Here is a 26670-nt window from a genome sequence, read left to right on the forward strand (position 1 = left end):
AGTTCGGATCGTCACATGCCACGGGCTAGCCTCATATTCACAGGCGCTCCGATCGGGTACCGAAGAAAGAAACGAGGCGAACAACTGCCGTGAGCAGCAGCTCTACATCACAGTTCGGACAGAACCAGTGGTTGGTTGACGAGATGTACCAGCGCTTCCAGGACGACCCTTCGTCCGTGGACGCGAGTTGGCACGAATTCCTCACCGACTATTCGCCGGAAGCCGCGGTGGCCGGAGGCACCAACGGCTCCGACACCGCCACGACCGAGAAGCCCGCGCCGAGCACAGCATCTGCGCCGAGTTCCTCCGCTTCGGCCCCCACGAAGCCTGCACCGAAGACCGAGACCAAGGCGGAGACCAAGGCCGCGCCTGCGAAGCCTGCACCGAAGGCGGAGACCAAGCCTGCGGCGCAGCCGAAGGCCCAGGCCGCGCCCGCGAAGCCGGCTCCCAAGCCCGCCGCGGCCCCGTCGGGCCAGGCCACCGAGGAGAAGAAGGTTCTGCGCGGCGCCGCTGCTGCCGTTGCGAAGAACATGAACGCCTCGCTGTCGATCCCGACGGCCACCAGTGTTCGCGCGGTGCCCGCGAAGTTGATGTTCGACAACCGCATCGTCATCAACAACCACCTCGCCCGCACCCGGGGCGGCAAGGTCTCGTTCACCCACATCCTCGGTTACGCGATCGTCCAGGCGGTCAAGGCGTTCCCGAACATGAACAACCACTTCGCCGAGGTCGACGGCAAGCCGAACCTCGTCGTGCCTGCGCACACGAACCTCGGTCTCGCGATCGACCTGCCCGGCAAGAACGGCCAGCGTTCGCTGGTCGTGGCGGCCATCAAGAACTGCGAGACGATGAACTTCGCGCAGTTCTACTCGGCCTACGAGGACATCGTGCGCCGCGCCCGCGACGGCAAGCTCACCGGCGACGACTTCTCCGGCGTCACGATCTCGCTGACCAACCCGGGCGGTATCGGCACCGTGCATTCGGTCCCGCGTCTGATGCAGGGCCAGGGCGCGATCATCGGCGCCGGCGCCATGGAGTACCCGGCCGAGTTCCAGGGTGCGTCCGACGCGCGGATCGCCGAGATGGGCATCGGCAAGCTGCTGACGCTCACCTCCACCTACGACCACCGCGTGATCCAGGGCGCGGAGTCGGGTGAGTTCCTGAAGAAGATCCACGAGCTGCTCATCAGCGACGACTTCTACGACGGCATCTTCCACACCCTGCACATCCCCTACGAGCCGGTCCGCTGGCGCAAGGACGTGCCGGAAGGCCTCGTCGACAAGCACACCCGTGTGCTCGAGCTCATCGCCGCCTACCGCAGCCGCGGCCACCTCATGGCCGACACCGATCCGCTGCAGTTCGTGCGCGACAAGTTCCGCTCGCACCCCGACCTCGACGTCACGACCCACGACCTGACGCTGTGGGATCTCGATCGCGAGTTCAACGTCGGTGGCTTCCACGGCCGCCAGAAGATGAAGCTGCGCGACGTGCTGTCGGTGCTGCGCGACGCGTACTGCCGCCACGTCGGTGTCGAGTACACCCACATCCTCGAGCCCGAGCAGCAGCAGTGGCTGCAGGAGCGCGTCGAGGCGCACCACGTCAAGCCGACGGTCGCCCAGCAGAAGTACATCCTGAGCCGCCTCAACGCCGCCGAGGCGTTCGAGACGTTCCTGCAGACCAAGTACGTCGGTCAGAAGCGCTTCTCGCTCGAGGGCGCCGAATCCGTCATCCCGATGATGGACGCGATCATCGATCAGGCCGCCGAGCACACGCTCGACGAGGTCGCCATCGCGATGCCGCACCGCGGTCGCCTGAACGTGCTCGCGAACATCGTCGGCAAGCCGTACTCGCAGATCTTCTCGGAGTTCGAGGGCAACCTGAATCCGGCCGCTGCGCACGGTTCCGGCGACGTGAAGTACCACCTCGGCGCCGAGGGCACCTACATCCAGATGTTCGGCGACAACGACATCAAGGTCTCGCTCACCGCGAACCCCTCGCACCTCGAGGCGGTCAACCCGGTGCTCGAGGGCCTCGTCCGCGCCAAGCAGGACATCCTCGACAAGGGTGAGGACGGCTTCACCGTCCTGCCGCTGCTCCTGCACGGCGACGCTGCGTTCGCCGGTCAGGGCGTCGTCGCGGAGACCCTCAACCTCGCGCTGCTGCGCGGCTACCGCACCGGCGGCACCGTGCACATCGTCGTGAACAACCAGGTCGGTTTCACCACCGCGCCGGAGCACTCGCGTTCGTCCGAGTACTGCACCGACGTGGCGAAGATGATCGGCGCGCCGATCTTCCACGTCAACGGCGACGACCCCGAGGCCTGCGTGTGGGTCGCGAAGCTCGCCGTGGACTTCCGCGAGAAGTTCCACAAGGACGTCGTCATCGACATGATCTGCTACCGCCGCCGCGGTCACAACGAGGGCGACGACCCGTCGATGACCCAGCCGGCGATGTACGACGTGATCGACACCAAGCGCAGCGTCCGCAAGAGCTACACCGAGGCCCTGATCGGCCGCGGCGACATCTCGCTCAAGGAAGCGGAAGACGCCCTGCGCGACTACCAGGGACAGCTCGAACGGGTCTTCAACGAGGTCCGCGAACTCGAGAAGTACCCGCCGGAGCCGTCGGAGTCGGTCGAGCTCGACCAGACCCCGCCGAAGCGCCTCGACACCTCCGTCGACCGGTCGGTGCTCGAGCGGATCGGCGACGCCTTCGCCGAGGCGCCCGAGGGCTTCACCGTCCACCCGCGCGTCAAGCCGGTGCTCGAGAAGCGTCGTGAGATGTCGCGCAACGGCAAGATCGACTGGGCGTTCGCCGAGCTGCTCGCGTTCGGTTCGCTGGCCGAGGAAGGCGCCCTGGTGCGCCTGGCCGGTCAGGACTCGCGTCGCGGCACGTTCACGCAGCGCCACTCGGTCATCATCGACCGCAAGACGGGCGACGAGTACAGCCCGCTCGCCTCGCTGGCCAACCAGGCCGGCAACGGCGGCCGCTTCATGGTCTACGACTCGGCGCTGACCGAGTTCGCGGGCCTGGGCTTCGAGTACGGCTACTCGGTGGGCAACCCCGACGCGCTCGTGCTGTGGGAGGCGCAGTTCGGCGACTTCGTCAACGGCGCGCAGTCCATCATCGACGAGTTCATCTCGTCCGGTGAGGCCAAGTGGGGTCAGCTCTCCGACGTCGTGCTGCTGCTGCCGCACGGCCACGAGGGCCAGGGTCCCGACCACACCTCGGGTCGTATCGAGCGCTGGCTGCAGCTGTGCGCCGAGGGCTCGATGACGGTTGCGGTTCCGTCGACCCCGGCGAGCTACTTCCACCTGCTGCGTCGCCATCACCTCGACGGCATCCGCCGTCCGCTGGTGGTGTTCACGCCGAAGTCGATGCTGCGCAACAAGGCCGCGGTCAGCAACGTCGAGGACTTCACGCAGGGCAAGTTCCGTTCGCTGCTCGAAGAGGTTCCCTACGAGGAGGGCACGGCCGATCGGTCGAAGGCCACTCGTGTGCTGCTGACCTCCGGCAAGATCTACTGGGAACTGCTGGCGAAGAAGCAGAAGGAAGGTCGTGACGACGTCGCGATCGTGCGCATCGAGCAGCTGTACCCGGTGCCGCGCCGCCGTATCGCCGAGACGCTCGAGCAGTACCCGAACGCCACCGAGTTCTTCTGGGTCCAGGAGGAGCCGGCGAACCAGGGTGCCTGGCCGTTCCTCGGCCTCGCGCTGCCGGAACTGCTGCCCGAGAAGCTCAGCGGTATCAAGCGCGTGTCGCGTCGCGCGATGTCGGCACCGTCGTCCGGTTCGAGCAAGGTCCACGCTGTCGAGCAGCAGGAGATCATCGAGAAGGCCTTCGGTCGCTAGAAGCTCCGTTTCGGATCCTTCGGGTCCTTGACGGTTCTCATGTGAGCCGGGTCGGTTCGTCCCCGCGAGGGGCGATCGACCCGGCTCACGCCTTTTCCGGTGCGTTTCGGACCGGGCACGACGGGCACCCTTCGGAGGACCCCCGATCGCGTCCTGCGAGGAGCTACCGATGGCGAATCCGACCGTGGCCGACTACCTGTTGCACCGCCTGCGCACGTGGGGGGTGGACCACGTCTTCGGATATCCCGGCGACGGCATCAACGGGATCCTCGCCGCCTGGACGCGCACCGGCAACGATCCGGTCTTCGTGCAGTCCCGGCACGAGGAGATGAGCGCCTTCGAGGCCGTGGGCTATGCGAAGTTCACGGGCCGGCCCGGGGTGTGCATGGCAACCTCCGGCCCGGGCGCGATCCATCTGCTCAACGGCCTGTACGACGCGAAACTCGACCACGTTCCGGTGGTGGCGATCGTGGGCCAGACCGACCGCTCCGCGATGGGCGGGTCGTACCAGCAGGAAGTGGACCTGCACACGCTGTACAAGGATGTGGCGTCGGCGTTCGTGGAGACGGTGACGGTGCCCGAGCAGTTGCCGAACGTCCTCGACCGGGCGATGCGCACCGCCATCGCGTATCGCACGCCCACGGCCGTCATCATCCACGGCGACGTGCAGGAACTCGAGTACTCCCCGCCCGGCCACGAGTTCAAGATGGTGCCGTCGAGCGTCGGCTTCGATCGTCCCCGGATCGCACCGGACGACGACGCGATCCGGCGGGCCGCGGAGATCCTCAACGCCGGGGACAAGGTGGCGATGCTCGTCGGCAGCGGCGCCCGGGATGCGCGGGCGCAACTCGAGCAGGTCGCGGACCTGCTCGGCGCCGGGGTGGCGAAGGCCCTGCTGGGCAAGGACGTGCTGTCGGACGAGTTGCCGTGGGTCACGGGCTCGATCGGGCTGCTGGGCACGCGGCCCACCCATGAGATGATGACCGGCTGCGACACGCTGCTCATCGTCGGTTCGTCCCTCCCCTACAGCCAGTTCCTGCCCGAATACGGCCAGGCCCGCTGCGTGCAGATCGACATCGACCCGAACATGATCGGGATGCGCTATCCGAACGAGGTCAACCTCGTCGCGGATGCCGCCGCCGCGCTCGACGCGCTCGTCCCGCTGCTGCAGCGCAAGGCGGATCGGTCGTGGCGTGAGGGCATCGAGCAGAACGTGCAGCGCTGGTGGCAGACGATGGGACAGCAGGCGGAGGTCGAAACGGAGTTCGTCAATCCGCTGCGGATGTTCGCCGAGGCCTCACCGCGACTGCCGGACGATGCGATCGTCACGGCGGACTCGGGTTCGGCCGCCAATTGGTATGCGCGCCAACTGCAGTTCCGTGGTGACATGCGCGGTTCGCTGTCGGGCACCCTCGCGACGATGGGTCCGGCGGTGCCGTACGGGATCGGCGCGAAGTTCGCGAATCCGGGCCGTCCGGTGGTCGCGTTCGCCGGCGACGGGGCGATGCAGATGAACGGCATGGCCGAGCTGATCACCATCCAGCGGTACTGGCAGCAGTGGGCGGACCCGAGGCTCGTCGTCGCGATCATCCACAACAACGACCTGAACCAGGTCACCTGGGAGATGCGTGCGATGGGTGGGGCACCGAAATTCGCGGAGTCCCAGTCGCTTCCGGACGTCGACTACGCCGCCTTCGCGCGCAGTCTCGGGTTGGGCGGCGAAACCGTGAAGTCCTCGGACGAGATGGGCTCGGCCTGGGATCGCGCGCTGGCCGCGGACCGCCCGACGGTGCTCGACGTGTACACCGATCCGGACATGCCGCCGATCCCGCCGCACGCGACGTGGGAGCAGTTCACCGATGTCGCCAAGGCCGTGCTCGCCGGTGACGAGAACCGTTGGGGCTTCGTGAAACAGGGCGTCAAGACGAAGCTGCAGGAGTACCTTCCCGGAAACGATCGCTGAGAATCCCACCGGCCGGAGCATCGTCACCGGCCGGAGAGTGGAGCGAATGTGCCGCCAGCGCAACGCCGGACAGCGCCGCGATGGCCAGTTCGACGAACTCGTCGCGGGTGAGTTCGGGATCGCGTAGCCACGCGATGGTCGTGTCCTCGACGAAGGCCACCCAGCCGCGGACGGCGAGTCGCACGGCCGGCGTGGGCTCGATGCCGATGGCAGGCAGGTGCGCGACGGTCCGGTCGACCAGCGCCGTGCGGGTGTCCTCGAAGGCCGCCCGCATGTCGGGGTCGCCGCTGGTGGCGCCGCGCAGGATCGAGACGTACATGTCGCGGCGCCGGGTGACGTAGTCGACGTACGCGACGAGCGTGCCGCGCAGCATCTCGATCGGTTCGAGGCCCTCGTCCGGTGCGGTGTACTCGACGAGATCCCGACCGATGCATCGCACGAGTTCGACGTGGTAGTCGTGCTTCGAGGCGAAGTAGTGGAACAGCAGCCCCTTCGAGACCCGGGCCCGTTCGGCGACCTCGTCGACGGAGATCTGTTCGAGGGGCCGGTCGGCGAGCAGTTCGAGACCCTGCTCGATCAGCTGGGCCCGGCGTTGGGCGGGACCGAGACGGGTCCGGCGGGGTCCGGGATTGTCTTCTGTCACGTCCACCATGCAAACACCGTTATTGAATTATGGTCAACAAGTGTTGACCAGGTCACTGGAACGCTCTAGCCTCAAGTACATGAGTCTTCCGGTTACAGATACCGTCGCCGACGCGGAGATCCGTCAGGTCGACACGCTGATCATCGGCAGCGGGTTCGCCGGGCTCGGTGCGGCCATCCGACTGTCGCAGGCGGGCAAGGACTTCCTCCTGCTCGAACGCGCTTCCGAGGTGGGCGGCACCTGGCGCGACAACACCTACCCCGGCGCGGCGTGCGACGTGCCGTCGAACCTGTACTCCTACTCGTTCGCCCTCAACCCCGGCTGGACGCGCTCGTTCTCGCCGCAGCCGGAGATCCAGGAGTACATCCGCTCGGTCGCCGACCGGTACGACGTGCGGCGACGCACCGTCTTCGGATGCGACGTGCAGACGGCCCGCTGGAACACCGCGACGCACCGCTGGGACGTGGCCACCACGCGCGGCAAGTACAGCGCCAAGGTCGTGATCTCCGCGGTCGGCGCCCTGTGCGAGCCGTCGCTGCCCGACATCGAGGGCATCTCCGGGTTCGAGGGCGAGATCTTCCACTCGGCGCGGTGGAACCACGACGCCGACCTCGTCGGCAAGCGCGTCGCCGTCATCGGCACCGGAGCCTCCGCCATCCAGATCGTGCCGGCCATCGCGGGCACCGTCGGCCGTCTCGACGTGTACCAGCGCACGGCACCGTGGATCCTCCCCCGCTTCGACCGCGAGTACACCGCCCCCGAGCGGTTCGCCTTCCGCTACATCCCCGGCTTCCAGCGTCTCTCGCGTGCCCTGCAGTACACCGCCCGCGAGACGCAGGTCGTGGGTCTGGCCAAGGCGCAGGCCTTCATGAAGCCGCTCGAACTCGCCGCGCGCATCCAGGTCCGCCGGCAGATCCGCGACAAGGAACTGCGCCGGAAGGTCACGCCGAACTACGGCATCGGTTGCAAGCGCATGCTGATCTCGAACAACTACTACCCCGCCCTCGACCGGCCGAACGTCGACCTCGTCACCGACGGCATCACCCGCGTCACCCCGCGCGGCATCGTCACGAAGGACGGCACCGAACGCGAGGTCGACGCGATCGTCGTCGCGACCGGCTTCCACGTCACCGACTCCCCGACCTTCGCCGGTATCTTCGGCAAGGACGGCCGCTCGCTCGCCGAGGTCTTCGACGAGACCGGCATGCAGGGGTACAAGGGCAGCTCGGTCGCCGGCTTCCCGAACCTGTTCTTCCTCGTCGGCCCGAACACCGGACTCGGCCACACCTCGATGGTGTACATGATCGAGTCGCAACTCGAGTACGTCGTCGACGCGATCCGCACGATCGACCGCAACCGCATCGGCACGGTCGAGGTCCGTAAGGACGTGCAGGACGAGTACAACCGCGACCTGCAGCGCGCGCTGCAGTCGAGCGTGTGGAACAACGGCGGGTGCGCGAGCTGGTATCTCGACAAGCACGGCAACAACACCACGCTGTGGCCGGGATTCACCTTCGAATTCCGCCGTATCACCCGCAGATTCGACCTCGAGGCGTACCGCAGCGTCGCCGAGTCGGATCTCCCCGCCGCCACCGACCGTCCCGCGCAGGAGCGCACGTCCCGAGAGGCAGCAGTTCGATGAGTGATTTCGCAGGCCGGGTCGTCGTCGTCACGGGCGCGGGTTCCGGGATCGGACGGGCCCTCGTCCTCGCCCTCGCGGCCCACGGTGCCCGCCTGGCGATCTCGGACGTCGACACCACAGGGCTCGAGGAGACCGCGCGTCGCGCACGGGAACTCGGTGCCGAGGTGAAGGCCGATCATCTCGACGTCACCCAACGCGAGAAGGTCCTCGAGTACGCCGAGCAGGTCGCCGCCCATTTCGGCGCGGTCCACCAGGTGTACAACAACGCGGGCATCGCCTATCACGGCGACCTCGAGCGCACCGAGTTCAAGGACATCGAGCGCGTGATGGACGTCGACTTCTGGGGGGTCGTCAACGGCACCAAGGCTTTCCTGCCGTATCTCATCGCCTCGGGCGACGGCCACCTGGTCAACGTCTCGAGCCTGTTCGGCCTGCTGAGCATCCCGGGCCAGGCGGCGTACAACTCGGCGAAGTTCGCCGTGCGCGGCTTCACCGAGGCGGTGCGGCAGGAGATGCTCGTCGCGCGGCATCCCGTGCAGGTCACGTGCGTGCATCCCGGCGGCATCAAGACCGCGATCGCGCGCAACGCCGCCGTCCCCGACGGCGACGACCAGGCGACCTTCGCGGAGTTCTTCGACCGCAAGCTCGCACGCACGACCCCCGAGGACGCGGCGAAGACCATCCTCACCGGTGTGCGGAAGAACAAGGCGCGCGTGCTCATCGGCGCCGATGCGAAGCTGCTCGACGCCTTCGTCCGCGTTGCCGGACCGGCCTATCAGCGTGTCGTCGCCACCGTGACCTCCCGGGTCGTACCGAAGGGATAGGCTGCGGCATGCCTCCGACACCGCAGTTGTCACCGCGGGTGGCGCGTACCGCCCTGCGTCCTCTCTTCCGTGCCCTGCTGTCGCCGCGCTGGTCGTTCTCGACGCAGCGCCGGTTGCTCGATCTCGCGGCGCCGCTGCAGTTCCTCCCGAAGGACGCCGTGGTGCGTCCGATCCGTCTGGCGGGACGCCCCGCCGAGCGGATCACCGTGGGCGCTACCGAGCGGACCACGGCGATCCTGTACCTGCACGGCGGCGCGTACACCGGCGGGTCGCTCGCCACGCACCGCTCGCTCGCGGCGTATCTCGCCGCCGCGTCCGGATCGGCCGTGTACGTCCTCGACTACCGGCTCGCTCCCGAGCATCCCTATCCGGCGGCGCTGAACGACGCCGAGGCGGCCTATCTCGAACTCGTCAGCGAGCACGGCTTCGAGGTGCCCGGCACCGCGATCGCCGGCGACTCGGCCGGCGGTGGCCTCGCCGCGGCGACCACGCACCGGCTCATCGACCGTCACGGGATCATCCCGCCGGCGCTCGGATTGTTGTCGCCATGGACCGATCCGGCCGCTCGCGACCTGCCCGACGTGAACGACGTCGTCCTGAACAAGGGCTGGGTGTATTCGTCGGCCGAGGCGTATCTCGCCGACGGCGATCCCACCGATCCCGGTTACGCGCCCATCCACGCCGATCCCACGGGTCTGCCGCCGACGCTCATCCAGGTGGGCACCGCGGAGATGTTCCACCCACAGGTGCGGCAGTACGCCGAGAAGCTCCGGGCGGCGGGCGTCGACGTCACCCTCGTCGAACAACCCGAGCTGTGGCACGTCGCGCCGTTGCAGGCGTCGCTCGTTCCCGAGGCCGCCGCGGCGATCTCCGACTTCGGCGTCTTCCTCCGCGACCGGATGGGCACCCGCGCGAGCTGAGTACTCGTGGGGTGCCGTTCACGCTCCGGCGTGTTCGTCGATCCATTCGCGGGCCACGGTCTCGGGATCGTCGCCCTCCTCGACCCGCGCACGCAGTTCGGTGAGATCGCTCGTGGTCAGTTCACCCGCGATGGTCCGCAACGCGTCGAGTTGCGCTTCGTCGAGGGTGCCCTTGCGGAAGACCGGGACGACGTTCTGGGCCGGCAGGACCGGTGCGGGCGTGTCGTCGGCGTTCGTGTCGTCCTGCGGGCTGCGGTCGGGTGCGTCGGGCACGGTGCTCACGGGCGAATCCGCGTCGATCTCCGCGAGGGCGGACGACGTCGTGGTGGTTCCGACGACCGTGTCGGGTTCCGACGCGACGGCGACGGACTGTGCATCCTCGATCCGTCGCACCTCGCGCGGGCGGCAGTCGGCGCGTTCGAGGGCGGTGAGTCCACCGGCGGTGTCGAAGTCCTCGGTCACCGCGAAGGTCAGGTCGGCGCAGCGGTCGGCGAGGTCGGCCACGCGGCTCACCGACCATTGCGTGAGTCCTTCGCGGTCGGCGAGCAGCACCGCGCGGTCCTGCGCCGAGGCGTAGTCGGAGATGGTCAGTTCGTCGGGCAGTGCGCGCGCCAACGCTTCGAAGACGTCCTCGGCGTCGGTCGCGTCGGCGCCCGGGTCGTAGGACGCGAGCAGCCGTCCCGTGTAGCCGGGGATCAGCGTGAGCTCGGCGGCGTCGAGCGCTGCGGTCGGATCGGCGACGCCGGAGCGGACCTGTACTTCGACCCCGCTGCCGCGCAGCGCTCCCGCGTACAGCTGCGCGAGCAGTTCCTCGTCGGGCCGCTCCCCCGCCCCGACGACGACCGTCGTCGACGGTGCCGTCTCGTCGAGAACGGGCGACGCACATCCCTGGAGCACGGCTGCCGCCGCGCATGCGGTGAGCACCGTCGCCGCGACCGGCCGGATCCGTCTCGCTTCGTTCGCCACGGCGGTCATTGTCGCCCACCGGTGCGCCACGGTCCGCACGTGCCCGACCGTCCGGCCCGCCGCGACGCCGAACGCCCCGGTCCGGAACCCTTGTGCGGTTCGGATCGGGGCGTTCGGTGCGATCTCGCCGGGAGCGAATCCCTAGTCGGTGACGCCTTCGGCCTTCGCCGCGGCCGCGACGGCCTCGGCGACGGCGGGCGCCACACGCGGATCGAGCGGGCTCGGGACGATCTTGTCCGCGGCCAGTTCGTCACCGACGACCGAGAGGATGGCCTCGGCGGCGGCGAGCTTCATGCCCTCGGTGATGCGGCGGGCACCTGCGTCGAGAGCGCCCTTGAACACACCGGGGAAAGCCAGCACGTTGTTGATCTGGTTCGGGAAATCGCTGCGACCCGTCGCCACGATCGCGGCGTGCTTGTGGGCGATGTCGGGGTGGATCTCCGGATCCGGGTTCGACATCGCGAAGATGATGGCGTCGTCGGCCATCGTCGCGACGATCTCCTCGGGCACGGTGCCCGACGACACGCCGAGGTAGACGTCGGCGCCGTCGAGCGCCTCGGCGATGCCGCCCTTGCGGCCCTCGGGGTTGGTGCGGGAGGCCAGATCGGCCTTGATATCACCGAGATCGGTGCGGTCGGAGGAGATGATGCCCTTCGAATCGAGCACCACCACGTCGCGCGCACCGGCGGCGAGCAGGATGTTCGTGCACGCCACGCCGGCAGCGCCGGCCCCGGAGATCACGATGCGCAGGTCGGCGATGTCGCGGCCCTGCACCTTCACCGCACCCTTGAGGGCGGCCAGGGCGACGATGGCGGTGCCGTGCTGGTCGTCGTGCATGACGGGGCAGTCGAGCGCCTCGATGACGCGCTTCTCGATCTCGAAGCAGCGCGGAGCCGAGATGTCCTCGAGGTTGACGGCGCCGAAGGACGGACGCAGCCGGATGAGGGTCTCGACGATCGCGTCGGGATCGGTGGTGTCGAGCACCAGCGGGATGGAATTCAGGCCCGCGAACTTCTTGAAGAGCGCGGACTTGCCCTCCATCACCGGCAGCGAGGCACGTGCGCCGATGTTGCCGAGACCGAGGACCGCGGTGCCGTCGGAGACGACGACGACCAGGCGGTTGGTCCAGGTGTAACGGTCGACGAGGGTCTCGTCGGCGGCGATAGCTCGGCAGACCTGGGCGACACCGGGGGTGTACGCAATGGACAGATCGCGCTGGTTCTCGAGCGGCGCGGTCAGCTCGACCGACAGCTTGCCGTCGACGTGACTCGAGAAGATCTCCTCGTCAGTCAACTCGAGCTTCTGAGGGGTAGGTGCATCAGACACAATTGACACGATGACACTCCTGCGTGTTCCGAGTCGACCTCTGGACTCGGTTGCTGCGAAAACACCGCAGTTCAATGCATTTCACACACGTGCATGCATCGAGTTGCAGCGCTTCGCCAAGGACATTGGATTGAAGCTTCCGGGCGCGATCACGACTGCCGCTGTACAACGCTGTACGGCTTCCGGAACGTGATGGAGCCGGGGCGGGTGGCCCTGGCATCGAGCCCTGGGTGATCTAGCCCTGGGTGGGTCTGCCATCCTTCGTCCGATTCCGGGGTATTCCGGCTTTCGGATTGCCGCAAGTTTGCCACCTTTGCAGACGAACAATCAAATCGGCATCGATTGCGAAGGTCTCACGGTTTTGTCGCCTCACCTGTGAGTTTACGTGCCGTGAACACCGCGCCGCGGGCGCACCGCGACGAATTTCCGCAGTTACACGACGGCTACCGACGGGTAGCCGAGATGGCACTCGGGGTCGTCATCCCCACCACTGGGTGATCATCAGAATCGATGCAGTGAAGATCACCACAAGGCTCGACAGGAGTGCCGCACCACCCGAGCGCCGATCCGCCGTCACCTGGGCGATCACGGCCACGAGCGCGGCGACGACGTGCGCGGCGACCGAGGTGGTGCCCGGACCGGGGAAACCGCGGTCGCCGGCGAGGTACTGGGCCCCGCACACCACGAGCGTCAGGACCAGCACCGCCCCGCACACCACGCCGGAGAGAGCGCGGAGGGCGCGGACCGGCAGACTCGCGCGGCGCGGTGCAGGTTCGTACGGATCGGCGTAGTACCCCTCGTCCGGGTAATACGGTTCGGTGTAGTACTCACTGTCGTAGTAGTTTTCGTCGTTCGACGACCCGTACTCTCCGTCCGGATACCGCGCACCCCGTCGCCTCATCCCTCGAGCACCTCCACGCCGGTCGCGCGGTCGAGCAGCGCCTCGTACGCCGCCGGAGCCGTGGTGAAGCTGCCGAGCCTGATCGTCTTGTTGTCGCCGTGATAGTCGGACGACCCCGTGACGACGACCCCGAGCGACCGCGCGAGATCGCGCATCGTCCGCACGTCCTGCTCGTTGTGATCGGGATGGTCGGCCTCGACACCGCCGAGTCCGAGTTCGGCGAGTTCCTCGATGTGGTCGAGAGCGAGGAGCCGCCCGCGCGCACGTGCCCGGGCGTGCGCCACCACCGGCACACCGCCCGCGGCCGTCACCATCTTCACCGCGTCGGCGAGCGGGGTATCGGCCTTCGGTACGTAGTAACGGCCGCGCGGCGACAGCAGCTCGGTGAAGGCGTCGGCCACCGTGGGCACCACACCGGCGGCGACGAGCGCCCGCGCCAGATGGGGCCGGCCCGCGGCGGGGCCCGCCTCGGCGAGCACCGCGTCGATGTCGATCGGCAGACCGTCGTCCGCCATCCGCACACCCATCGCCCGGATCCGCGACACCCGTTCGCCACGGAGCCGCTCGAGTTCGGCGACGAAGACCGCGTCGTGCGGGTCGAAGAGATAGGCCAGCAGGTGCACGGCGACCGGGGCGCCGTCCTCCCCGCGTCCCGTGCAGGACATCTCCATTCCCCGGACGAGACGCAGGCCCGTCGGCAGGGCCGCTGCGGCCTCGTCCCATCCCGCGGTCGTGTCGTGGTCGGTCAGGGCCACGACGTCGAGACCCGCCCGGGCAGCGGCACGGACCAGTTCCGCGGGACGGTCGGTGCCGTCCGATGCGGACGAGTGGGTGTGGAGATCGATACGCACGCCACCAGTCTGTCAGGTCGGCGGGCTAGCATGACTGGAGCTGCCCCGCCCGGTCCCCGTCGACGGGCGACCGCCGCGCCGCGGGCCTGCGACCGGGCCGCGTCCCAGCGGCATGCCGTGAGGAAGGACAACATGCCGCACCAGCCTTCTCGTGCCACCCGTCGCGGCCCCACTACTCCCCCGGTCCCCACCGTCCCCACCGAGCAAGCGGTGGTCGACTGCGCGGTCTACGTCGACGGGCACCGCCTGCCCGGCCGCTACAGCCACACCGAGGCGGTCGCAGAGGTACGTCGGCGCGGTACGGGATTCGTGTGGCTCGGGCTGCACCACCCCGACGAGGAGCAGATGACGAACGTCTCGCACACCTTCGGACTCCACGAGCTGATGGTCGAGGACGCCGTCCACGCCCACCAGCGGCCGAAGCTCGAGCGCTACGACGACGTGCTGTTCCTGGTGCTGCGCACCGTCAGCTACATCGAGCACGAGTCGGTGACGACCACCAAGGACATCGTCGAGACCGGCGAGATCATGTTGTTCACCGGCCCCGACTTCATCGTGAGCGTGCGGCACGGCGACCACTCCGAGCTCTCGCACGTGCGCAAGCGCCTCGAACGCGACCCCGATCATCTGTCCCGCGGTCCGGCGGCCGTGCTCCACGCGATCGCCGACCACGTGGTCGACTCCTATCTCGCCGTCACCACGGCCGTGCAGCCCGACGTCGACGACATCGAGGAGCTCGTGTTCACCCCCGACACGCGGATCGCGGTCGACCAGATCTACATGCTCAAGCGCGAGATCGTGCAGCTGCGCCGCGCCGTCGTGCCGCTCGCCGAACCGCTGCAGCAACTCATCCGGGCACCGGGCAACCCGATCCCGAAGGATGTCCGGCGGTACTTCCGCGACGTCGCCGACCACCACACCACGGTGTCCGACCGCATCGCCGCCTTCGACGAGACGCTCGGCACGCTGCTCGACGCGGCGATCGCGAAGGTCACCGTGCAGCAGAACACCGACATGCGCAAGATCTCCGCGTGGGTCGCGATCGCCGCCGTGCCGACGATGATCGCCGGGATCTACGGCATGAACTTCGATCGCATGCCCGAACTGCACTGGGAATACGGCTATTACGTCGTGCTCGCCGCGATCGTCGCGATCACCGTGGGACTGTTCGTCACCTTCAGGCGCAACAACTGGCTGTGACGACCGAACTCGACCGAGCCCCGACACGCGCTGCGCAGGCGGCGCGATCGCCGCGGCGCCACGTGCTCGCCGTCGCTCTCGCACTGATCCTGCTGCAGACGATCCTCCGGGCAGTGGTGGCCGCGACCGGCGAGTTCTACTGGGACGACCTGATCCTCGTCGGGCGGGCGGGGTCGTATCCGCTGCTGTCCGATCTCTTCCTGCGGTACGACCACGACGGTCACCTGATGCCCGCCGCCTTCCTCGTGGCGGGGATCGCCACGGCGATCGCGCCGCTGGAATGGTGGCCGGCGGCGGCCTCGCTCGTGATCGGTCAGTTGCTCGCGTCGCTGGCGGTGCTGCGGGTGCTCTGGCTGCTGCTCGGCCCGCGACGCGCTCTGTGGGGGCCGCTGCTGTTCTATCTCCTCACGCCGCTGACGCTTCCGGCCTTCGCGTGGTGGGCGGCCGCGCTCAACGCGTTGCCGCTGCAGGCCGCACTGGCCTGGGTGGCGGGAGATGCGCTGCAGTACAGCAGGACCGGTCGACGGCGTCATCTCGTGAGCGCCCTCGTCGTCACCGCGGTGGCCCTGGTGTTCTTCGAGAAGTCGGTCCTCGTTCCGTTCGCTGCGTTCGCGGCGGTCGCGCTCGCACACCACGTCGACGGACTCACGCGCCCGATCCGCAGCACATGGGCGCAGGCCCGGCCGTTGTGGCTCGGGTCGGTGGCCGTGCTCGTCGTGTGGGCGGTCTGTTACGCGACGGTGGTCGAGTCCCGGTTCGGGATCCCGCCGTGGTCGATGGTGGCCGGGCTGACCCATCACGGCATCTCCTACGGGTTGCTGCCGTCGCTGCTCGGTGGTCCGTGGGAGTGGGAACGGTGGAATCCGAGTCCGCCCTGGGCCGATCCCCCGCTCGTGCTCGTCGTCGCCGCGTGGCTCGCCGTCGCTGTTGCAGCGGTGTGGACGGTGCGCCGGCGGCACCGGACCGGGCCGGTGTGGCTCGCGGTGATCGCCTACGTCCTGGCCTCGCTCGCGGCGATGATCAGCACCCGCTTCGGTCCGGAGACCACCTACGAACTCGCGCGCACGCTGCGCTACTTCGCCGACTCCGCGGTGGTCGTCGCGATCGCCGCGGCGCTGATCCTGCGCGCCCCGCGGCGGGGCACGACGACCCGTCCTCGCGTCGTTCGTGCGACCGCCTGGACCTGCGCAGCCGTGTTCACCGTCGGCTCGCTGTGGTCGACCGTGACGTTCGCGCGCAGCTGGTCGGACAACCCGACGGGCGACTACCTCGGGGCGGCGAAGGCCGCGCTCACGGCCCGGCCCGACGAGCCCGTGCTCGATCACCCGGTGTCGGTGTGGATCCTGCTGCCGGTCACCTACCCGCACAACCTGGTGGGGTCCGTCTTCTCCGCACTGCCCGGCCGGTCCGACATCCGCGACCACGCGACCGACCTGTGGGTCCTCGACGATCTCGGACACCGCACTCCCGCCGACCTGCTACCGCTGCGCTTCGTCCCGCCCGGCCCCGAGCCCGACTGCGGTCATCGCGTCACCACCGACGCCGTCACGGCCGTGCCGCTCGACTCCCCTGCGGGCGACTGGGAGTGGACGGTGCAGGTGAACTACCGGGCCTCCGCCGACGGCACGATCGACCTCGGGTTCCCCGGCCACGCATCCGTCACCGTGCCCGTCACCGAAGGACTCGGGACGGTGTACGTCCGCGTCTCCGGGGACGGGTCGGCGTTGCAGGCGCGCTCGTCCACTCCCGGCACCACCGTGTGCCTCGGTGCCGGATCGCTCGGGGTGGTCGTGCCGCGGGGGTGACGGCGGGTCGGAGGCGGCTCAGCGGTCGTCGACGAACCGCACGTCGTGTGTCTCGACCTCTGGTGCCGCGAAGTTCAGCAGTCGCATGCCCTCGGCCTCGAGCGCCGACCGAGCGGACACCGTGACCGTCCGCCACAGCGTCATCTCCACGGCGGCGGTAGTCCGGTCGGTGATCATGCGCGCACTGCCCGCGACAGTGCCCCCGACGAGCAGCAGGGGTGCGATGATCCCGTTCTCCGCCATGATGCGCTTGCGGTGCTCCTCCGAGACGAACCGGGTGCGATCGGCGTGCGAGAGGAGCACGTTGTCGAACGGCGCGAGGATCCGTACGGGAGCAGGGGCCGAGGGGTCGGGTCGCGGCGCGTCGGGCAGGTCGAACAGTTCCGTTCCGCGTTCGTCCCGGAACACGACGAGTTGTGGGCGGAGGCGGTCGACGATCTCGGCGAGCCGGGTCAGGCCGCACCAGGTCTGCACGTCCTTGACACTTGCGGGACCGAAGGCGGCCAGGTACCGCAGGATCAACCGATCTGGGCCGGGGAGCGCGGGCGGCGGGCCCACATACTCGTCGAGGTGCGCCAGGCGAGGTTGCCCCGATCGTCCCCACAGTCCGCGCGGCGGCACCTGCACGAGCGGAAGCAGACACCGCACCGCGTGTGCCAGCGCGGCCGGATCCCGGTCGGGGAACCGTTCGGCGAGCAACGGTCGCAACTCGGCCTGACTCATCGGAGTGCCCGCCAGCAGAGCCCGGGCGACCGACACGAGCGCCGACCGGTCGAGACCCTCGAGGCCGATGCGGTGGGCCTTGTTCGCGTCGACGCCCCGGTCGAGCACCGGCTGCACCCACGGGCGCAGCGCGTGCGCATCGGCGCCGGAGACCGCGAACACGGTGCCGCGCATCAACGCGATCCGGACGACCGCCCGCGACTCCAGCAGATCCGACAACGCGTCGGGCCGGAAGCTCCGGATGCGGGTCCACAGCGCGAAATACGGGGCGAGCGGCGCCTGGGCCTGCAACCCGAGCAGGTGCTCGATCATCGACAAGGCATCCGTGCTGCTCCGCCGCAGCAGGTGCTGGCGGGCCAGCGTGGCGCGTCCGAGCGCACGGTCGGTGAGGACCCGAGCGGTCACAGACGTGCTTGCGCCCGGCGCGGGTCGCTCAGGTCGATGCCCGCTTCCTCCCACGCCTCGCGCAGCGCCTCGGTTCCCTTCAGCCGCTTCCAGGCCGCCTCGGTACCGGTGATCGGACGGGCCTCGAAGAAATGGACCGGATCGGACGGCTCGGGCAACTCCAGCGACGGCACGTCGGCCGTCTCGAGCAACACCGCGGTGAACGGAGCGCCCGGCCACAGCGGCTCCCCGAGATCGAGCAGGGCGTCGTCGGTGAGGACCACGCCCTCCACGGCGGGCAGCGCCGCGAGCACCGCGAGGGTGCGGTGGACGCCGGCGGTGACGCCCTCGTCGTCGCGCAGGCTGAGAACCAGTTCGGCCCGCGGCCCGCGCGTCGGGTCGGCCACCATGTCGGTCGGGTCGCCCATCGGGTGCCGGGAACATCCCAGGGTCGCGTACCGCAGGAGTTCGGCGCCGCGGAATCGGAGGACCTCGATCGGTTCGAGACCGAGGAAGGTCACCGACGCCGATTCCGGATCCGGATCACCCGGCGCTGTCAGATGCTCGGTGAGGTGGCTGCGGACGGTGGCGAGAACTGCGTCGGTCACCCCTGCAATGTAGTCCCCGTCCCGCACATGCGGTTCCCACCCGGACCTGTGCACCGCCCGGTACCGTCGAAGCGTGGCTCGCGACACCGGTTTTCCGGTCTCCGATGCCGGCGACGATTTCGCCCGGCAACGCCGGCGCGCCGAGTACGCCCGGCTCATCGCATGGCTGCGCCGCGAACCGGCCGACGTCAACACGGTGCTGCCCTTCGACGACGTCGTCGCCGCCCTCGGACGCCTCGGTGAGCGGCGACTCGGGTTGCAGATCATCGAGGTCGCCTCGATCGTCGGCAGCGTCGACCGCGCCGACGACTTCGACCGGCACTTCCGCCCCACCTCGGCGCGTCTGCGTGCACGCTGGGAACGCATCGCGGCCGCGCGGCGCCGCGGCGAGGCCATACCGCCGATCTCCGTGTACCGGGTGGGGCCGATGCACTTCGTGCAGGACGGGCACCACCGCGTGTCGATCGCCTACGCGCAGGGCGATCACACGATCGACGCCTACGTCACCGAGATCACCACGAAGGTGCCCGCGGAGGGCATCAGGGCCCGTCCCGATCTCGTGCGCAAGGACCACTTCCGGATGTTCCTCGGCCGCGTCCCCCTGCACGGCGCCGAGCAGGACGCGATCCGCGTGTCCGACCCGTGGGGGTACGCCGAACTGGCCGAGGCCGTGGAGGCGTGGGGTTTCCGGCTCATGCAGGATCTCGGCGAGTACCTCACCCGCGAGGAGGTCGCGCGTCGCTGGTACGAGGAGGAGTTCGTCCCCGTCGTCGCGATGGCCCGCGAAGCGGGAATGCTGCGCTCACGCACCGACGCCGAGGTGTATCTGTGGATCGCGAGCGAGCGGTACCGACTCGTGCGGCGGCACGTGTGGAGCGAGGAGATCGTCGACGAACTCCGCAGCCGCGCACCCCGCTGACGAATTCGGTGGATCCGGCCCCGCCTTCCGGGGTCGGATCCACCGAAGTCGGTTTGTCAGAGGGTGACGTTCGCGCCGGTCTCCTGATCGAACAGCGCGATCTTCGCCGGGTCGAACCACAACTGCACGGTCCCGCCCTTGGTGGCCTGCGATTCCACCGACAACCGCGCGACCAGCGATTCGGCCGACATGTCGGCGCCGGCGTCGGCGGCGAGTTCGTCGAGGTCCTTCGAGTGCACACCCGGCCCCTCGGCCGTGAAGTACGCGAACTTGTCGGAACCCATCGACTCGAGCACGTCGACCTCGGCGGAGAAGGTCACGCCCGTCTCCCGTTGGGTCGGGTCGAGCAGGTCGGCGTCCTCGAAGTGCTCCGGACGGATACCGACGACCACCTCGCGCGACGGATTGTTGCGGCGCACGGTCTCCCACCGCTCGTCGGGCAACCGGAACTCGCCGAACGAGGTGCGGATCGAACCGTTCTCGATCTGCCCCGGAACGAAGTTCATCGACGGTGATCCGATGAAGCCGGCGACGAACAGGTTCTGCGGATGGTCGTACAACTCCTGCGGCGCCCCGACCTGCTGCACGAACCCGCCGCGCATCACGACGACGCGATCGCCCAGCGTCATCGCCTCGGTCTGGTCGTGGGTGACGTACACCGTGGTGGTGCCGAGACGCTTCTGCAGGCGCGCGATCTCGGTACGCATCTGCACGCGTAGCTTCGCGTCGAGATTCGACAGCGGCTCGTCCATGAGGAACGCCTTGGGGCTGCGCACGATCGCACGACCCATGGCCACGCGTTGCCGCTGACCGCCCGACAGGTTGGCGGGCTTGCGGTCGAGATGCTGTGTGAGATCGAGGATCCGGGCCGCCTCGTCGACCTTGCGGGCGATCTCGTCCTTGGACACCTTCGCGAGGGTGAGCGGGAACGCGATGTTGTCGCGCACCGACATGTGCGGATACAGCGCGTAGGACTGGAAGACCATCGCGATGTCGCGGTCCTTCGGTGCCCGCTCGTTGACACGTTCCCCGGCGATGCGCAGTTCGCCGTCGGAGATGTCCTCGAGGCCGGCGATCATGTTGAGCGTCGTGGATTTTCCGCACCCGGACGGGCCGACGAGGATGATGAACTCGCCGTCGGCGATCTCGAGATCCACGTCGCTGACGGCCTTCGCTCCGTCCGGATATTCCTTCGTCACCTTGTCGAGCACGATCTCGGCCACGGTAGTTATCCCTTCACTGCGCCGGAGGTCAGTCCGGCGACGATTCGACGTTGGAAGATCAGGACGAACACGATGATCGGGATCGTGATGACGACGGCCGCCGCCGCGATCGACCCGGTCGGTTCCTCGAACTGCGATGCACCCGTGAAGTTCGCGATCGCGGCCGGTGCGGTGATGGACCGCTCGGTGGAGGTCAGCGAGATCGCGAACAGCAGGTCGTTCCAGCAGAAGATGAACACCAGGATCGCCGCCGTGATGATGCCGGGAGCGGCGAGCGGGGCCACGACCTTCCGGAACGCCTGCCCCGGTGTCGCGCCGTCCATCTTCGCGGCCTTCTCGAGTTCCCACGGGATCTCCTTGAAGAAGGCCGACAAGGTGTAGATCGCGAGCGGCAGCGAGAAGGTGATGTACGGCAGGATCAGCGCCGCCCACGTGTCGAACAGTCCGAGTCCGCGCATGATCTCGAACAGCGGGCTGACGAGCGAGATCTGGGGGAACATCGCGATGAGCAGCGCCACACCTACCAGGATCTTCTTACCGGGGAAGTCGAGCCGGGCGATCGCGTAGGCCGCCATCGTCCCGAGGATCACCGCGATGACCGTGGCGATCAGGCCGATGCCGATGGAGTTGATCAGGGCGCTCGTGAACGCGTCGGTGCGGAAGATGCCGCGGTAGTTGTCCAGCGTCCACTGCTGCGGGATGAACCGGCCGTCCTGGATGGTGCCGGGCGGCTTGAACGACAGGCTCGCGATCCACAGCACCGGGACGAGTGCGTAGAGCAGGACAATCAGGTTCACCGCCGACCACGACAGGGTCCGTTTTCTGGTCTCGGCCATCATCGGCCCCCTTCGTCCGAGCCGGGCGCGGATGCACCGAACAACTTGATGAACACGAACGCGATGATCGCGACGCACAGGAAGATCAGGACGCTGATCGCCGACCCGATGCCGAGGTTGAAGGCCCGGAACAGGTTGTCGTAACCGAGGATCGACACCGACCCGGTGCCGTTGGCGCCGCGGGTGAGGACGTAGATGTTGTCGAAGATACGGAAGGCGTCGAGCGTGCGGAAGAGCAGGGCGACGAGGATCGCCGGTTTCATCAACGGAACGATGATCCGCACCAGACGTGTCCATGCCCCGGCACCGTCGACCTGCGCCGCCTTGAGCAGATCGTCGGGGACGAGCGCGAGGCCGGCGAGGAGCAGCAGCGCCATGAACGGCGTGGTCTTCCACACCTCGGCGAGCACGATGATCGCCAGGGACGGGATCTGATCGGTGAGCGGGGCGCTGCCGTCGGGCAGCAGGTTCGCGAGATAGCCCGTGCCCGGGGTCCACGCGTAGTACCAGCTGTAGGCGGCGGCGACGGTGACGATGCCGTACGGGATCAGCACCACCGTGCGCACGATGCCCTTGCCGACGATCGTGCGGTGCATGACGAGTGCGATCGCGAGGCCCAGTACGAACTCGATCGCGACGGAGACCAGGGTGACGAGCGAGGTGACGATGAAGGCCTGCCACCAGAATTCGTCGCTGAGCACCGCGATGTAGTTCGACAGCCCGACGAACCGGCGCTCGTCGGGGAAGCGCAGATCGTAGCGTTGCAGACTGAGCCAGACGGCGTATCCCACCGGATAGGCCGTCACGGCGAGCATCACGATCGCGGCGGGCGCGACGAGCAGCAGACCGAGTCGTCGCTCGGCCTTCTTCCCCTCGGACAGCGCTGGTTTCGTCTTCGCCGACGGTTCCTTCGGGGTCTCGTCGGTCGGTTTCGATTCGACGGCGGTCACGGGATCAGTCCTTCCGAATTGACCGCCTTGCGCACCTGCTCGGCGAGTTCCTCGACGGTGCGGGGCGGATCGATCTGGTCGACCGGGTTGAGGGTGGCCGTCACCAGCGTCGAAATGCTCTGGTAGGCCGGTGAAGCGGGACGCACCGCGGCGTTGTCGAGACCGGCGCGGACCTCACGCCAGGCCGGATAGGCCTCCTGGAATTCGGGGTCGTCGTACAGGGCCGCGAGCGTCGGCGGCACGCCGCCACCGATGGCGTTGTTGCGCTGGTTCTCCTCGTTGCGCAGGCACTGCATCGCTTCGAACGCGAGATCCGGCTGGGTACTCGTGCGGGCGACGGCGATGTTGAACCCGCCGATGGTGACCTGGGCGGGCTCGCCGGGGATTACCGAAGGGTACGGCGCGGGAAGGAAATTCTGCTCACCGTCGACGGTCAGGACCGTGTTGCCGGTGTTCTCCGAGGTGACGTTGCCGTTCTCGTCGATGAAGGGCAGAGCAGCCTCGTTCTCGATGATGCCCGGCAGGACGAACGGCCAGTTGACCTGGAACGCCGTGCGCCCGCTCTCCATACCGAGGCGGACGGCCGCCTCGTCGGCCTGGTTCAGGGACGGATCGGCGCCGGGCGCCGTCGCGACGCGCTTCATGATGTCGAGCGCGGTCACCGCCGCGTCGTTGTCGGTGAGGGTGACCGTGACACCGTCCTCCCCCACCACCGAACCTCCGGCGCTCGAGAGCAGGGTGTTGAACCACACCATCAACCCTTCGTACTGCCGGCCCTGCACCCCGATCCACGACGGCCGGCCCTCCTCGGCCAGGCCGCTCGCGATCTCGATCATCTCGTCCCAGGTCTCCGGAGGTTGCCCGTCCGGCATGAGATCCTTTCGGTACCAGAGCAACTGGGTGTTGGTGTTGAGCGGCGCAGCATACAGCCGGTCCTGCCAGGTCGCTGATTCGAGAGGGCCCTCGAGGGTGCCCTCGGAGACCTCGGCGGCCACATCGTCGGGCAAGGGCAGCGCCCACCCGGCCTCGGCGAACTCGGCCGTCCACACGACGTCGAGGGTCATGAGGTCGAGGCCCGGGTCGTTACCGGTCAGCCGCCGCGCCAACTGCAGTCGCTGGTCGTCGGCGTTCTTCGGAAGTGTCCTCTGCTGCACGCGATATCGGCCGCCGGCCTCCGCGGTGCACACCTCCGCGGCCTGCGCGTACTGCTCGGCACCGTCGGCGGCCGTGTAGAAGGACAGGACGACACCCTCGTCGTCGCTGCCGCACGCGGCCAGTCCCGACGCCAGGAGCACCGCGGCCGCAGAAGCTGTGACCGCCCGGCGCGTCCGCCGTGTCTTGCCCGACCGTCTCATGCGTGACTCCGCTCGTATCGGGGACCTCGTGATCCGACGATAACGCCCGTACCGGCCAGCCGTAGCAAAACGAGCAGGGCGTACATCCGGAGCGGAATCGGCACGACGACGAGGTCAGAAGGAGGTCCCCGAGAAGGGTGCCTGGGGCCAGGAGAACAGCAGGTCAGCGGTGTCTACGGCGTCCGGTCGGTGCACCCGGGCGCGACCCGCGTCGACCATCCGGTGCCAGCCATGCCTGCCGAGCAGGAGCGCACCGAGGTCGGCGATGTCGATCGTCAGGTCGGCCGGTCCCGCGGTGCGCGCCACGCCGTCGGCGGAGATCTCGAAGACACCGGCGTTGTCCGTCAGCAGCCGATCGGTCACCTCCACGCTCACCGAGCCGAACCCTCGATAACTCCGCGCCGACAGCGCCCGATCGAGGTCGAGGATGCGCAACCACGTCTCGTCCGAGACCGAGCGGAAGTGCACGGCACGCGCGTCGCCGAGCATGAGCGGGAGCTGGTCGTCCTGCGGAAGTGCCGCGAACCGCAGGGTGTCGACGAGATCGAGGTCGAGCAGGAACCGGACCAGGCCGGCGTACGCCGCGGGTGACGGGGCGAAGAAGTCGTCGACCACGACGGTGCGGTTGCGGCTGGTGAACCACGCCTGCGTGTCGACGGGGTGGTACCGGACGAAGCCGTCCTCCTGCCCCGGTTCGCCGTGCACCGCCACGTACATCGGATCGGTGAGCGAGTCGGCCCGCCATCGCCGCGAGTTCCACCAGTACTCCGACCGATCGATCATGCCGGGGCGCGGCGGCAGATGACGGGAATGGATCTGCGCCAGCACGTCCCACGCATCCGGATAGGTCAGCAGACGCACCGTTCCGGACTCGGGCACGTCGGGACGCAGTGCGGCACCACGCACGTCGACGTCGACGGACACCGAGGTCGAGGCGACGCCGTAGCCGAACCGGCCGTAGATGGTCGCTTCGGAGGCACGCAGCGTCGCAAGGATCTCGCCGCGGTCCCGCGCGTCGCTCAGCTGGCGATGCACGAGTCCGGAGATCACGCCGCGACGCGTATGGGTGGGCAGCACACCGATGTGGGTGACCGCCGCGTGCGGCACCCGGGCGCCGCCGGGCAGGGTGAGATTTCCGCTCGTGGCGTCGACTGTCCCGACGAGCATGCCGTCGAGGAAGGCACCCCACGTGCGGCCGGCCTCGAGGTAGCGGCTCACCGTCCCGTCGGGAACCTCGGGCCACGACGGCAGACCCACCATCGCCGTGCGGAACAGCGCGGACGCCTCCCGCAATTCGGCTTCCGACTCCAGAACTCTGATCTCCGGTTCCGTTCGCTCACCCATGGAACGACACTATCGACCGCGAACTTGCACCGCGGGTGAACGGCCGTGACGTTCGGTACACCGGCTCCGGGCGGGTAGGTTTCCAGCGTGCGACGCGAGTGGGATCCAGCAGACACCGGGGTGCTGCAGCTGCCCTCCGGCCGACTCGTGCGGGGACGCGGGATACGCAGACCGGTGTTCGACGAGCCGTTTCCCGACTTCGGGGTGTATCTCCTCGGCCGCCCTCCGGCAGCACCGTTCGAGTGGGAGTCGCGGTGGATCCACTGGCCCGACTTCCGCACGCCGCGCGACCCGAAGGACGCTCTCGCCATTCTGTACGAGGCGTGGATCCGGGCGGGAAGACAGCGCGTGGAGATCGCGTGCGGGCGTGGACGCGGCCGCACCGGCACCGCACTGGCGTGCCTCGCCGTCCTCGACGGGCTCTCCCCGGAGGAGGCGGTCGACTTCGTTCGGCGGCACTACCATCCGCGCGCGGTCGAGACGCCCTGGCAGCGCAAATTCGTCGCGCACGCGAAGGCGCGCTCCTGACGGCTCAGTTCTTCGTCCGGGCGAGGTGGGCCTCGGCGGCCGAGACGGCGCGTTCGGCGGCGACCACCCGTTTCTTCGCCTCGGCAGCGGCGCGGCGCGCGAACGTGCGTTGCTGCTCTGCGTGTTCGAGCTTCGCCCGAAGCTCGGCGACCTCCTCCTCGTGACGAGCCAGCTCCTGCTCTGCCGCCGACGCGGCTTCGCGCGCGTCCTCGGCCGCGCTGTGAGCCGAGTCGAGAGCGGCAGCGGCCTCGTCGATCTCCGCGTCGCGCGCCGCCTGCTCCGCCTTCTCGCGCTTCGTGGGTCCACGCTCGCCCTTGCTCTTGCGCGCAGTCCTGTCCGCTGACGTTCTGTCGTCCTCGTCCTTCTCCTCGGACCCGCCACGGACGACGGTGAGCGGCATCGCCGACAGGTCACCGAAGCCGTCGGACTCGACGATCGCGTCGAGTCGGCCCTGCCGGACCTGCTCCCCGATGTCGGGATCCGACAGCGCGGCGTTGAGGGTGCGCCCCACCTCGCGCAGTGCGCTCTCCGAGACGGTGCGGCCGCGGTCGGCGGCGAGCCGACCCGCGTCGCGCTCGAGCGCGGCGACCACTCGGCGACGCTGCTCCGACAGTTTCCGCATCTCGCTGCCGGACAATCGTCGTTGCGCGGTGCGCAGGGCGGATCCGATGTCGAGCAGCGCCGCGAGTTCGTCGGCCCGTTCGCGGGCGAGCAGATTGACCATCCAGGCCGCGACCGTCGGTTTGCGCAGTCTGCCGATGGCCGCCGTCAGCTCGCGGTCGCCCGCTTCGCGTGCCTGCGCCGCGAATTCGGAGCGGGCCGCCACGAAGTCTCCTGGGTCGAGGCCGTAGAGGGCATCGGCCACCGAATCGAGGTCGGGCATGGGATCGACAGTAGTGGCGCGAGGC

Annotated in this window: 22 protein-coding genes; 9 read left to right on the forward strand and 13 right to left on the reverse strand. The window is 68.7% G+C overall.

Annotated features, from left to right (window positions below; genetic code table 11):
• Positions 1 to 89: 89 nt before the first annotated feature.
• Positions 90 to 3851, forward strand: coding sequence for a multifunctional oxoglutarate decarboxylase/oxoglutarate dehydrogenase thiamine pyrophosphate-binding subunit/dihydrolipoyllysine-residue succinyltransferase subunit (locus tag ACNJ7K_RS02220; RefSeq protein ID WP_159418877.1), 3762 nt, complete (start codon positions 90 to 92; stop codon positions 3849 to 3851).
• A gap of 169 nt (positions 3852 to 4020) precedes the next feature.
• Positions 4021 to 5814, forward strand: coding sequence for a thiamine pyrophosphate-requiring protein (locus ACNJ7K_RS02225; RefSeq protein WP_159418878.1), 1794 nt, complete (start codon positions 4021 to 4023; stop codon positions 5812 to 5814).
• Here ACNJ7K_RS02225 and ACNJ7K_RS02230 read toward each other — a convergent pair.
• The gene (locus ACNJ7K_RS02230; RefSeq protein ID WP_159418879.1) at positions 5771 to 6466 is read right to left on the reverse strand and encodes a TetR/AcrR family transcriptional regulator; all 696 of its coding nucleotides are present in this window, start codon (positions 6464 to 6466) and stop codon (positions 5771 to 5773) included. The genes ACNJ7K_RS02225 and ACNJ7K_RS02230 overlap by 44 nt on opposite strands.
• A 70-nt stretch (positions 6467 to 6536) precedes the next feature.
• On the opposite strand from ACNJ7K_RS02230, the gene ACNJ7K_RS02235 reads away from it, so the two are divergent.
• The 3 genes from ACNJ7K_RS02235 to ACNJ7K_RS02245 are packed head-to-tail and all read left to right on the forward strand — an operon-like array spanning position 6537 to position 9843.
• Positions 6537 to 8099, forward strand: a complete 1563-nt coding sequence (locus tag ACNJ7K_RS02235; protein ID WP_159418880.1) for a flavin-containing monooxygenase — start codon at positions 6537 to 6539, stop codon at positions 8097 to 8099.
• Positions 8096 to 8923: an SDR family NAD(P)-dependent oxidoreductase gene (locus tag ACNJ7K_RS02240; RefSeq protein ID WP_106200370.1), complete on the forward strand. Its 828-nt coding sequence runs from the start codon at positions 8096 to 8098 to the stop codon at positions 8921 to 8923. Before ACNJ7K_RS02235 ends, ACNJ7K_RS02240 begins: the two co-directional genes overlap by 4 nt.
• Before the next feature lie 8 nt (positions 8924 to 8931).
• Positions 8932 to 9843 carry an alpha/beta hydrolase gene (locus ACNJ7K_RS02245; protein WP_487041124.1) on the forward strand — a complete coding sequence of 304 codons (912 nt, stop codon included), beginning with the start codon at positions 8932 to 8934 and terminating at the stop codon, positions 9841 to 9843.
• Positions 9844 to 9861: 18 nt separating this feature from the next.
• Here ACNJ7K_RS02245 and ACNJ7K_RS02250 read toward each other — a convergent pair whose 3' ends face one another.
• The 4 genes from ACNJ7K_RS02250 to ACNJ7K_RS02265 form a co-directional block, all read right to left on the reverse strand.
• Positions 9862 to 10818 carry a glycine betaine ABC transporter substrate-binding protein gene (locus ACNJ7K_RS02250; protein ID WP_487041125.1) on the reverse strand — a complete coding sequence of 319 codons (957 nt, stop codon included), beginning with the start codon at positions 10816 to 10818 and terminating at the stop codon, positions 9862 to 9864.
• Positions 10819 to 10950: 132 nt separating this feature from the next.
• Entirely contained in the window at positions 10951 to 12144 is a 1194-nt protein-coding gene (locus ACNJ7K_RS02255; RefSeq protein ID WP_106200373.1) for an NAD(P)-dependent malic enzyme, read from the reverse strand.
• Between the two features lie 469 nt (positions 12145 to 12613).
• Positions 12614 to 13036: a hypothetical protein gene (locus ACNJ7K_RS02260; RefSeq protein ID WP_159418883.1), complete on the reverse strand. Its 423-nt coding sequence runs from the start codon at positions 13034 to 13036 to the stop codon at positions 12614 to 12616.
• Positions 13033 to 13887, reverse strand: a complete 855-nt coding sequence (locus ACNJ7K_RS02265; RefSeq protein WP_159418884.1) for a PHP domain-containing protein — start codon at positions 13885 to 13887, stop codon at positions 13033 to 13035. The genes ACNJ7K_RS02260 and ACNJ7K_RS02265 overlap by 4 nt, the downstream gene beginning before the upstream one ends.
• 132 nt (positions 13888 to 14019) lie before the next feature.
• Here ACNJ7K_RS02265 and ACNJ7K_RS02270 point away from each other — a divergent pair, with 132 nt between their 5' ends.
• Positions 14020 to 15087 (forward strand): magnesium and cobalt transport protein CorA, encoded by a 1068-nt coding sequence (locus ACNJ7K_RS02270; protein WP_230790789.1) that lies wholly within the window; start codon positions 14020 to 14022, stop codon positions 15085 to 15087.
• Complete coding sequence (locus ACNJ7K_RS02275) at positions 15084 to 16892, forward strand: hypothetical protein (protein WP_230790790.1); 1809 nt, start codon at positions 15084 to 15086, stop codon at positions 16890 to 16892. Before ACNJ7K_RS02270 ends, ACNJ7K_RS02275 begins: the two co-directional genes overlap by 4 nt.
• An 18-nt stretch (positions 16893 to 16910) precedes the next feature.
• On the opposite strand, the gene ACNJ7K_RS02280 is transcribed toward ACNJ7K_RS02275, so the two are convergent.
• Together ACNJ7K_RS02280 and ACNJ7K_RS02285 are read right to left on the reverse strand one after the other, a co-directional pair.
• Positions 16911 to 18020, reverse strand: a complete 1110-nt coding sequence (locus ACNJ7K_RS02280; RefSeq protein WP_487041126.1) for a winged helix DNA-binding domain-containing protein — start codon at positions 18018 to 18020, stop codon at positions 16911 to 16913.
• Entirely contained in the window at positions 18017 to 18607 is a 591-nt protein-coding gene (locus tag ACNJ7K_RS02285; RefSeq protein ID WP_159418887.1) for a suppressor of fused domain protein, read from the reverse strand. Before ACNJ7K_RS02285 ends, ACNJ7K_RS02280 begins: the two co-directional genes overlap by 4 nt.
• A gap of 73 nt (positions 18608 to 18680) precedes the next feature.
• On the opposite strand from ACNJ7K_RS02285, the gene ACNJ7K_RS02290 reads away from it, so the two are divergent.
• Entirely contained in the window at positions 18681 to 19526 is an 846-nt protein-coding gene (locus ACNJ7K_RS02290; protein ID WP_120281888.1) for a chromosome partitioning protein ParB, read from the forward strand.
• A 56-nt stretch (positions 19527 to 19582) separates the two neighbouring features.
• Here the strand turns inward: ACNJ7K_RS02290 and ACNJ7K_RS02295 are convergent, their stop codons facing one another.
• The 5 genes from ACNJ7K_RS02295 to ACNJ7K_RS02315 form a co-directional block, all read right to left on the reverse strand.
• The gene (locus tag ACNJ7K_RS02295) at positions 19583 to 20749 is read right to left on the reverse strand and encodes a sn-glycerol-3-phosphate ABC transporter ATP-binding protein UgpC (RefSeq protein WP_120281887.1); all 1167 of its coding nucleotides are present in this window, start codon (positions 20747 to 20749) and stop codon (positions 19583 to 19585) included.
• Positions 20750 to 20754: 5 nt separating this feature from the next.
• Positions 20755 to 21585, reverse strand: a complete 831-nt coding sequence (locus tag ACNJ7K_RS02300; RefSeq protein WP_006554305.1) for a carbohydrate ABC transporter permease — start codon at positions 21583 to 21585, stop codon at positions 20755 to 20757.
• Complete coding sequence (locus ACNJ7K_RS02305; protein ID WP_120284068.1) at positions 21585 to 22466, reverse strand: carbohydrate ABC transporter permease; 882 nt, start codon at positions 22464 to 22466, stop codon at positions 21585 to 21587. The genes ACNJ7K_RS02300 and ACNJ7K_RS02305 overlap by 1 nt, the downstream gene beginning before the upstream one ends.
• Before the next feature lie 65 nt (positions 22467 to 22531).
• Positions 22532 to 23890 carry an ABC transporter substrate-binding protein gene (locus tag ACNJ7K_RS02310; RefSeq protein ID WP_487041127.1) on the reverse strand — a complete coding sequence of 453 codons (1359 nt, stop codon included), beginning with the start codon at positions 23888 to 23890 and terminating at the stop codon, positions 22532 to 22534.
• A 114-nt stretch (positions 23891 to 24004) separates the two neighbouring features.
• Complete coding sequence (locus ACNJ7K_RS02315) at positions 24005 to 25234, reverse strand: GNAT family N-acetyltransferase (RefSeq protein ID WP_120281885.1); 1230 nt, start codon at positions 25232 to 25234, stop codon at positions 24005 to 24007.
• 87 nt (positions 25235 to 25321) lie between these two features.
• Between ACNJ7K_RS02315 and ACNJ7K_RS02320 the strand changes: the two genes are divergently transcribed.
• Positions 25322 to 25762 (forward strand): protein-tyrosine phosphatase family protein, encoded by a 441-nt coding sequence (locus ACNJ7K_RS02320; protein WP_487041128.1) that lies wholly within the window; start codon positions 25322 to 25324, stop codon positions 25760 to 25762.
• Positions 25763 to 25766: 4 nt separating this feature from the next.
• Here the strand turns inward: ACNJ7K_RS02320 and ACNJ7K_RS02325 are convergent, their stop codons facing one another.
• On the reverse strand, positions 25767 to 26645 hold the full coding sequence (locus ACNJ7K_RS02325) for a hypothetical protein (protein WP_120281883.1): 879 nt from the start codon (positions 26643 to 26645) through the stop codon (positions 25767 to 25769).
• Between the last annotated feature and the right edge of the window lie 25 nt (positions 26646 to 26670).

Origin of the sequence: Rhodococcus shunpengi (genome assembly GCF_048381395.1) — a bacterium.
Classification (GTDB): domain Bacteria; phylum Actinomycetota; class Actinomycetes; order Mycobacteriales; family Mycobacteriaceae; genus Rhodococcus.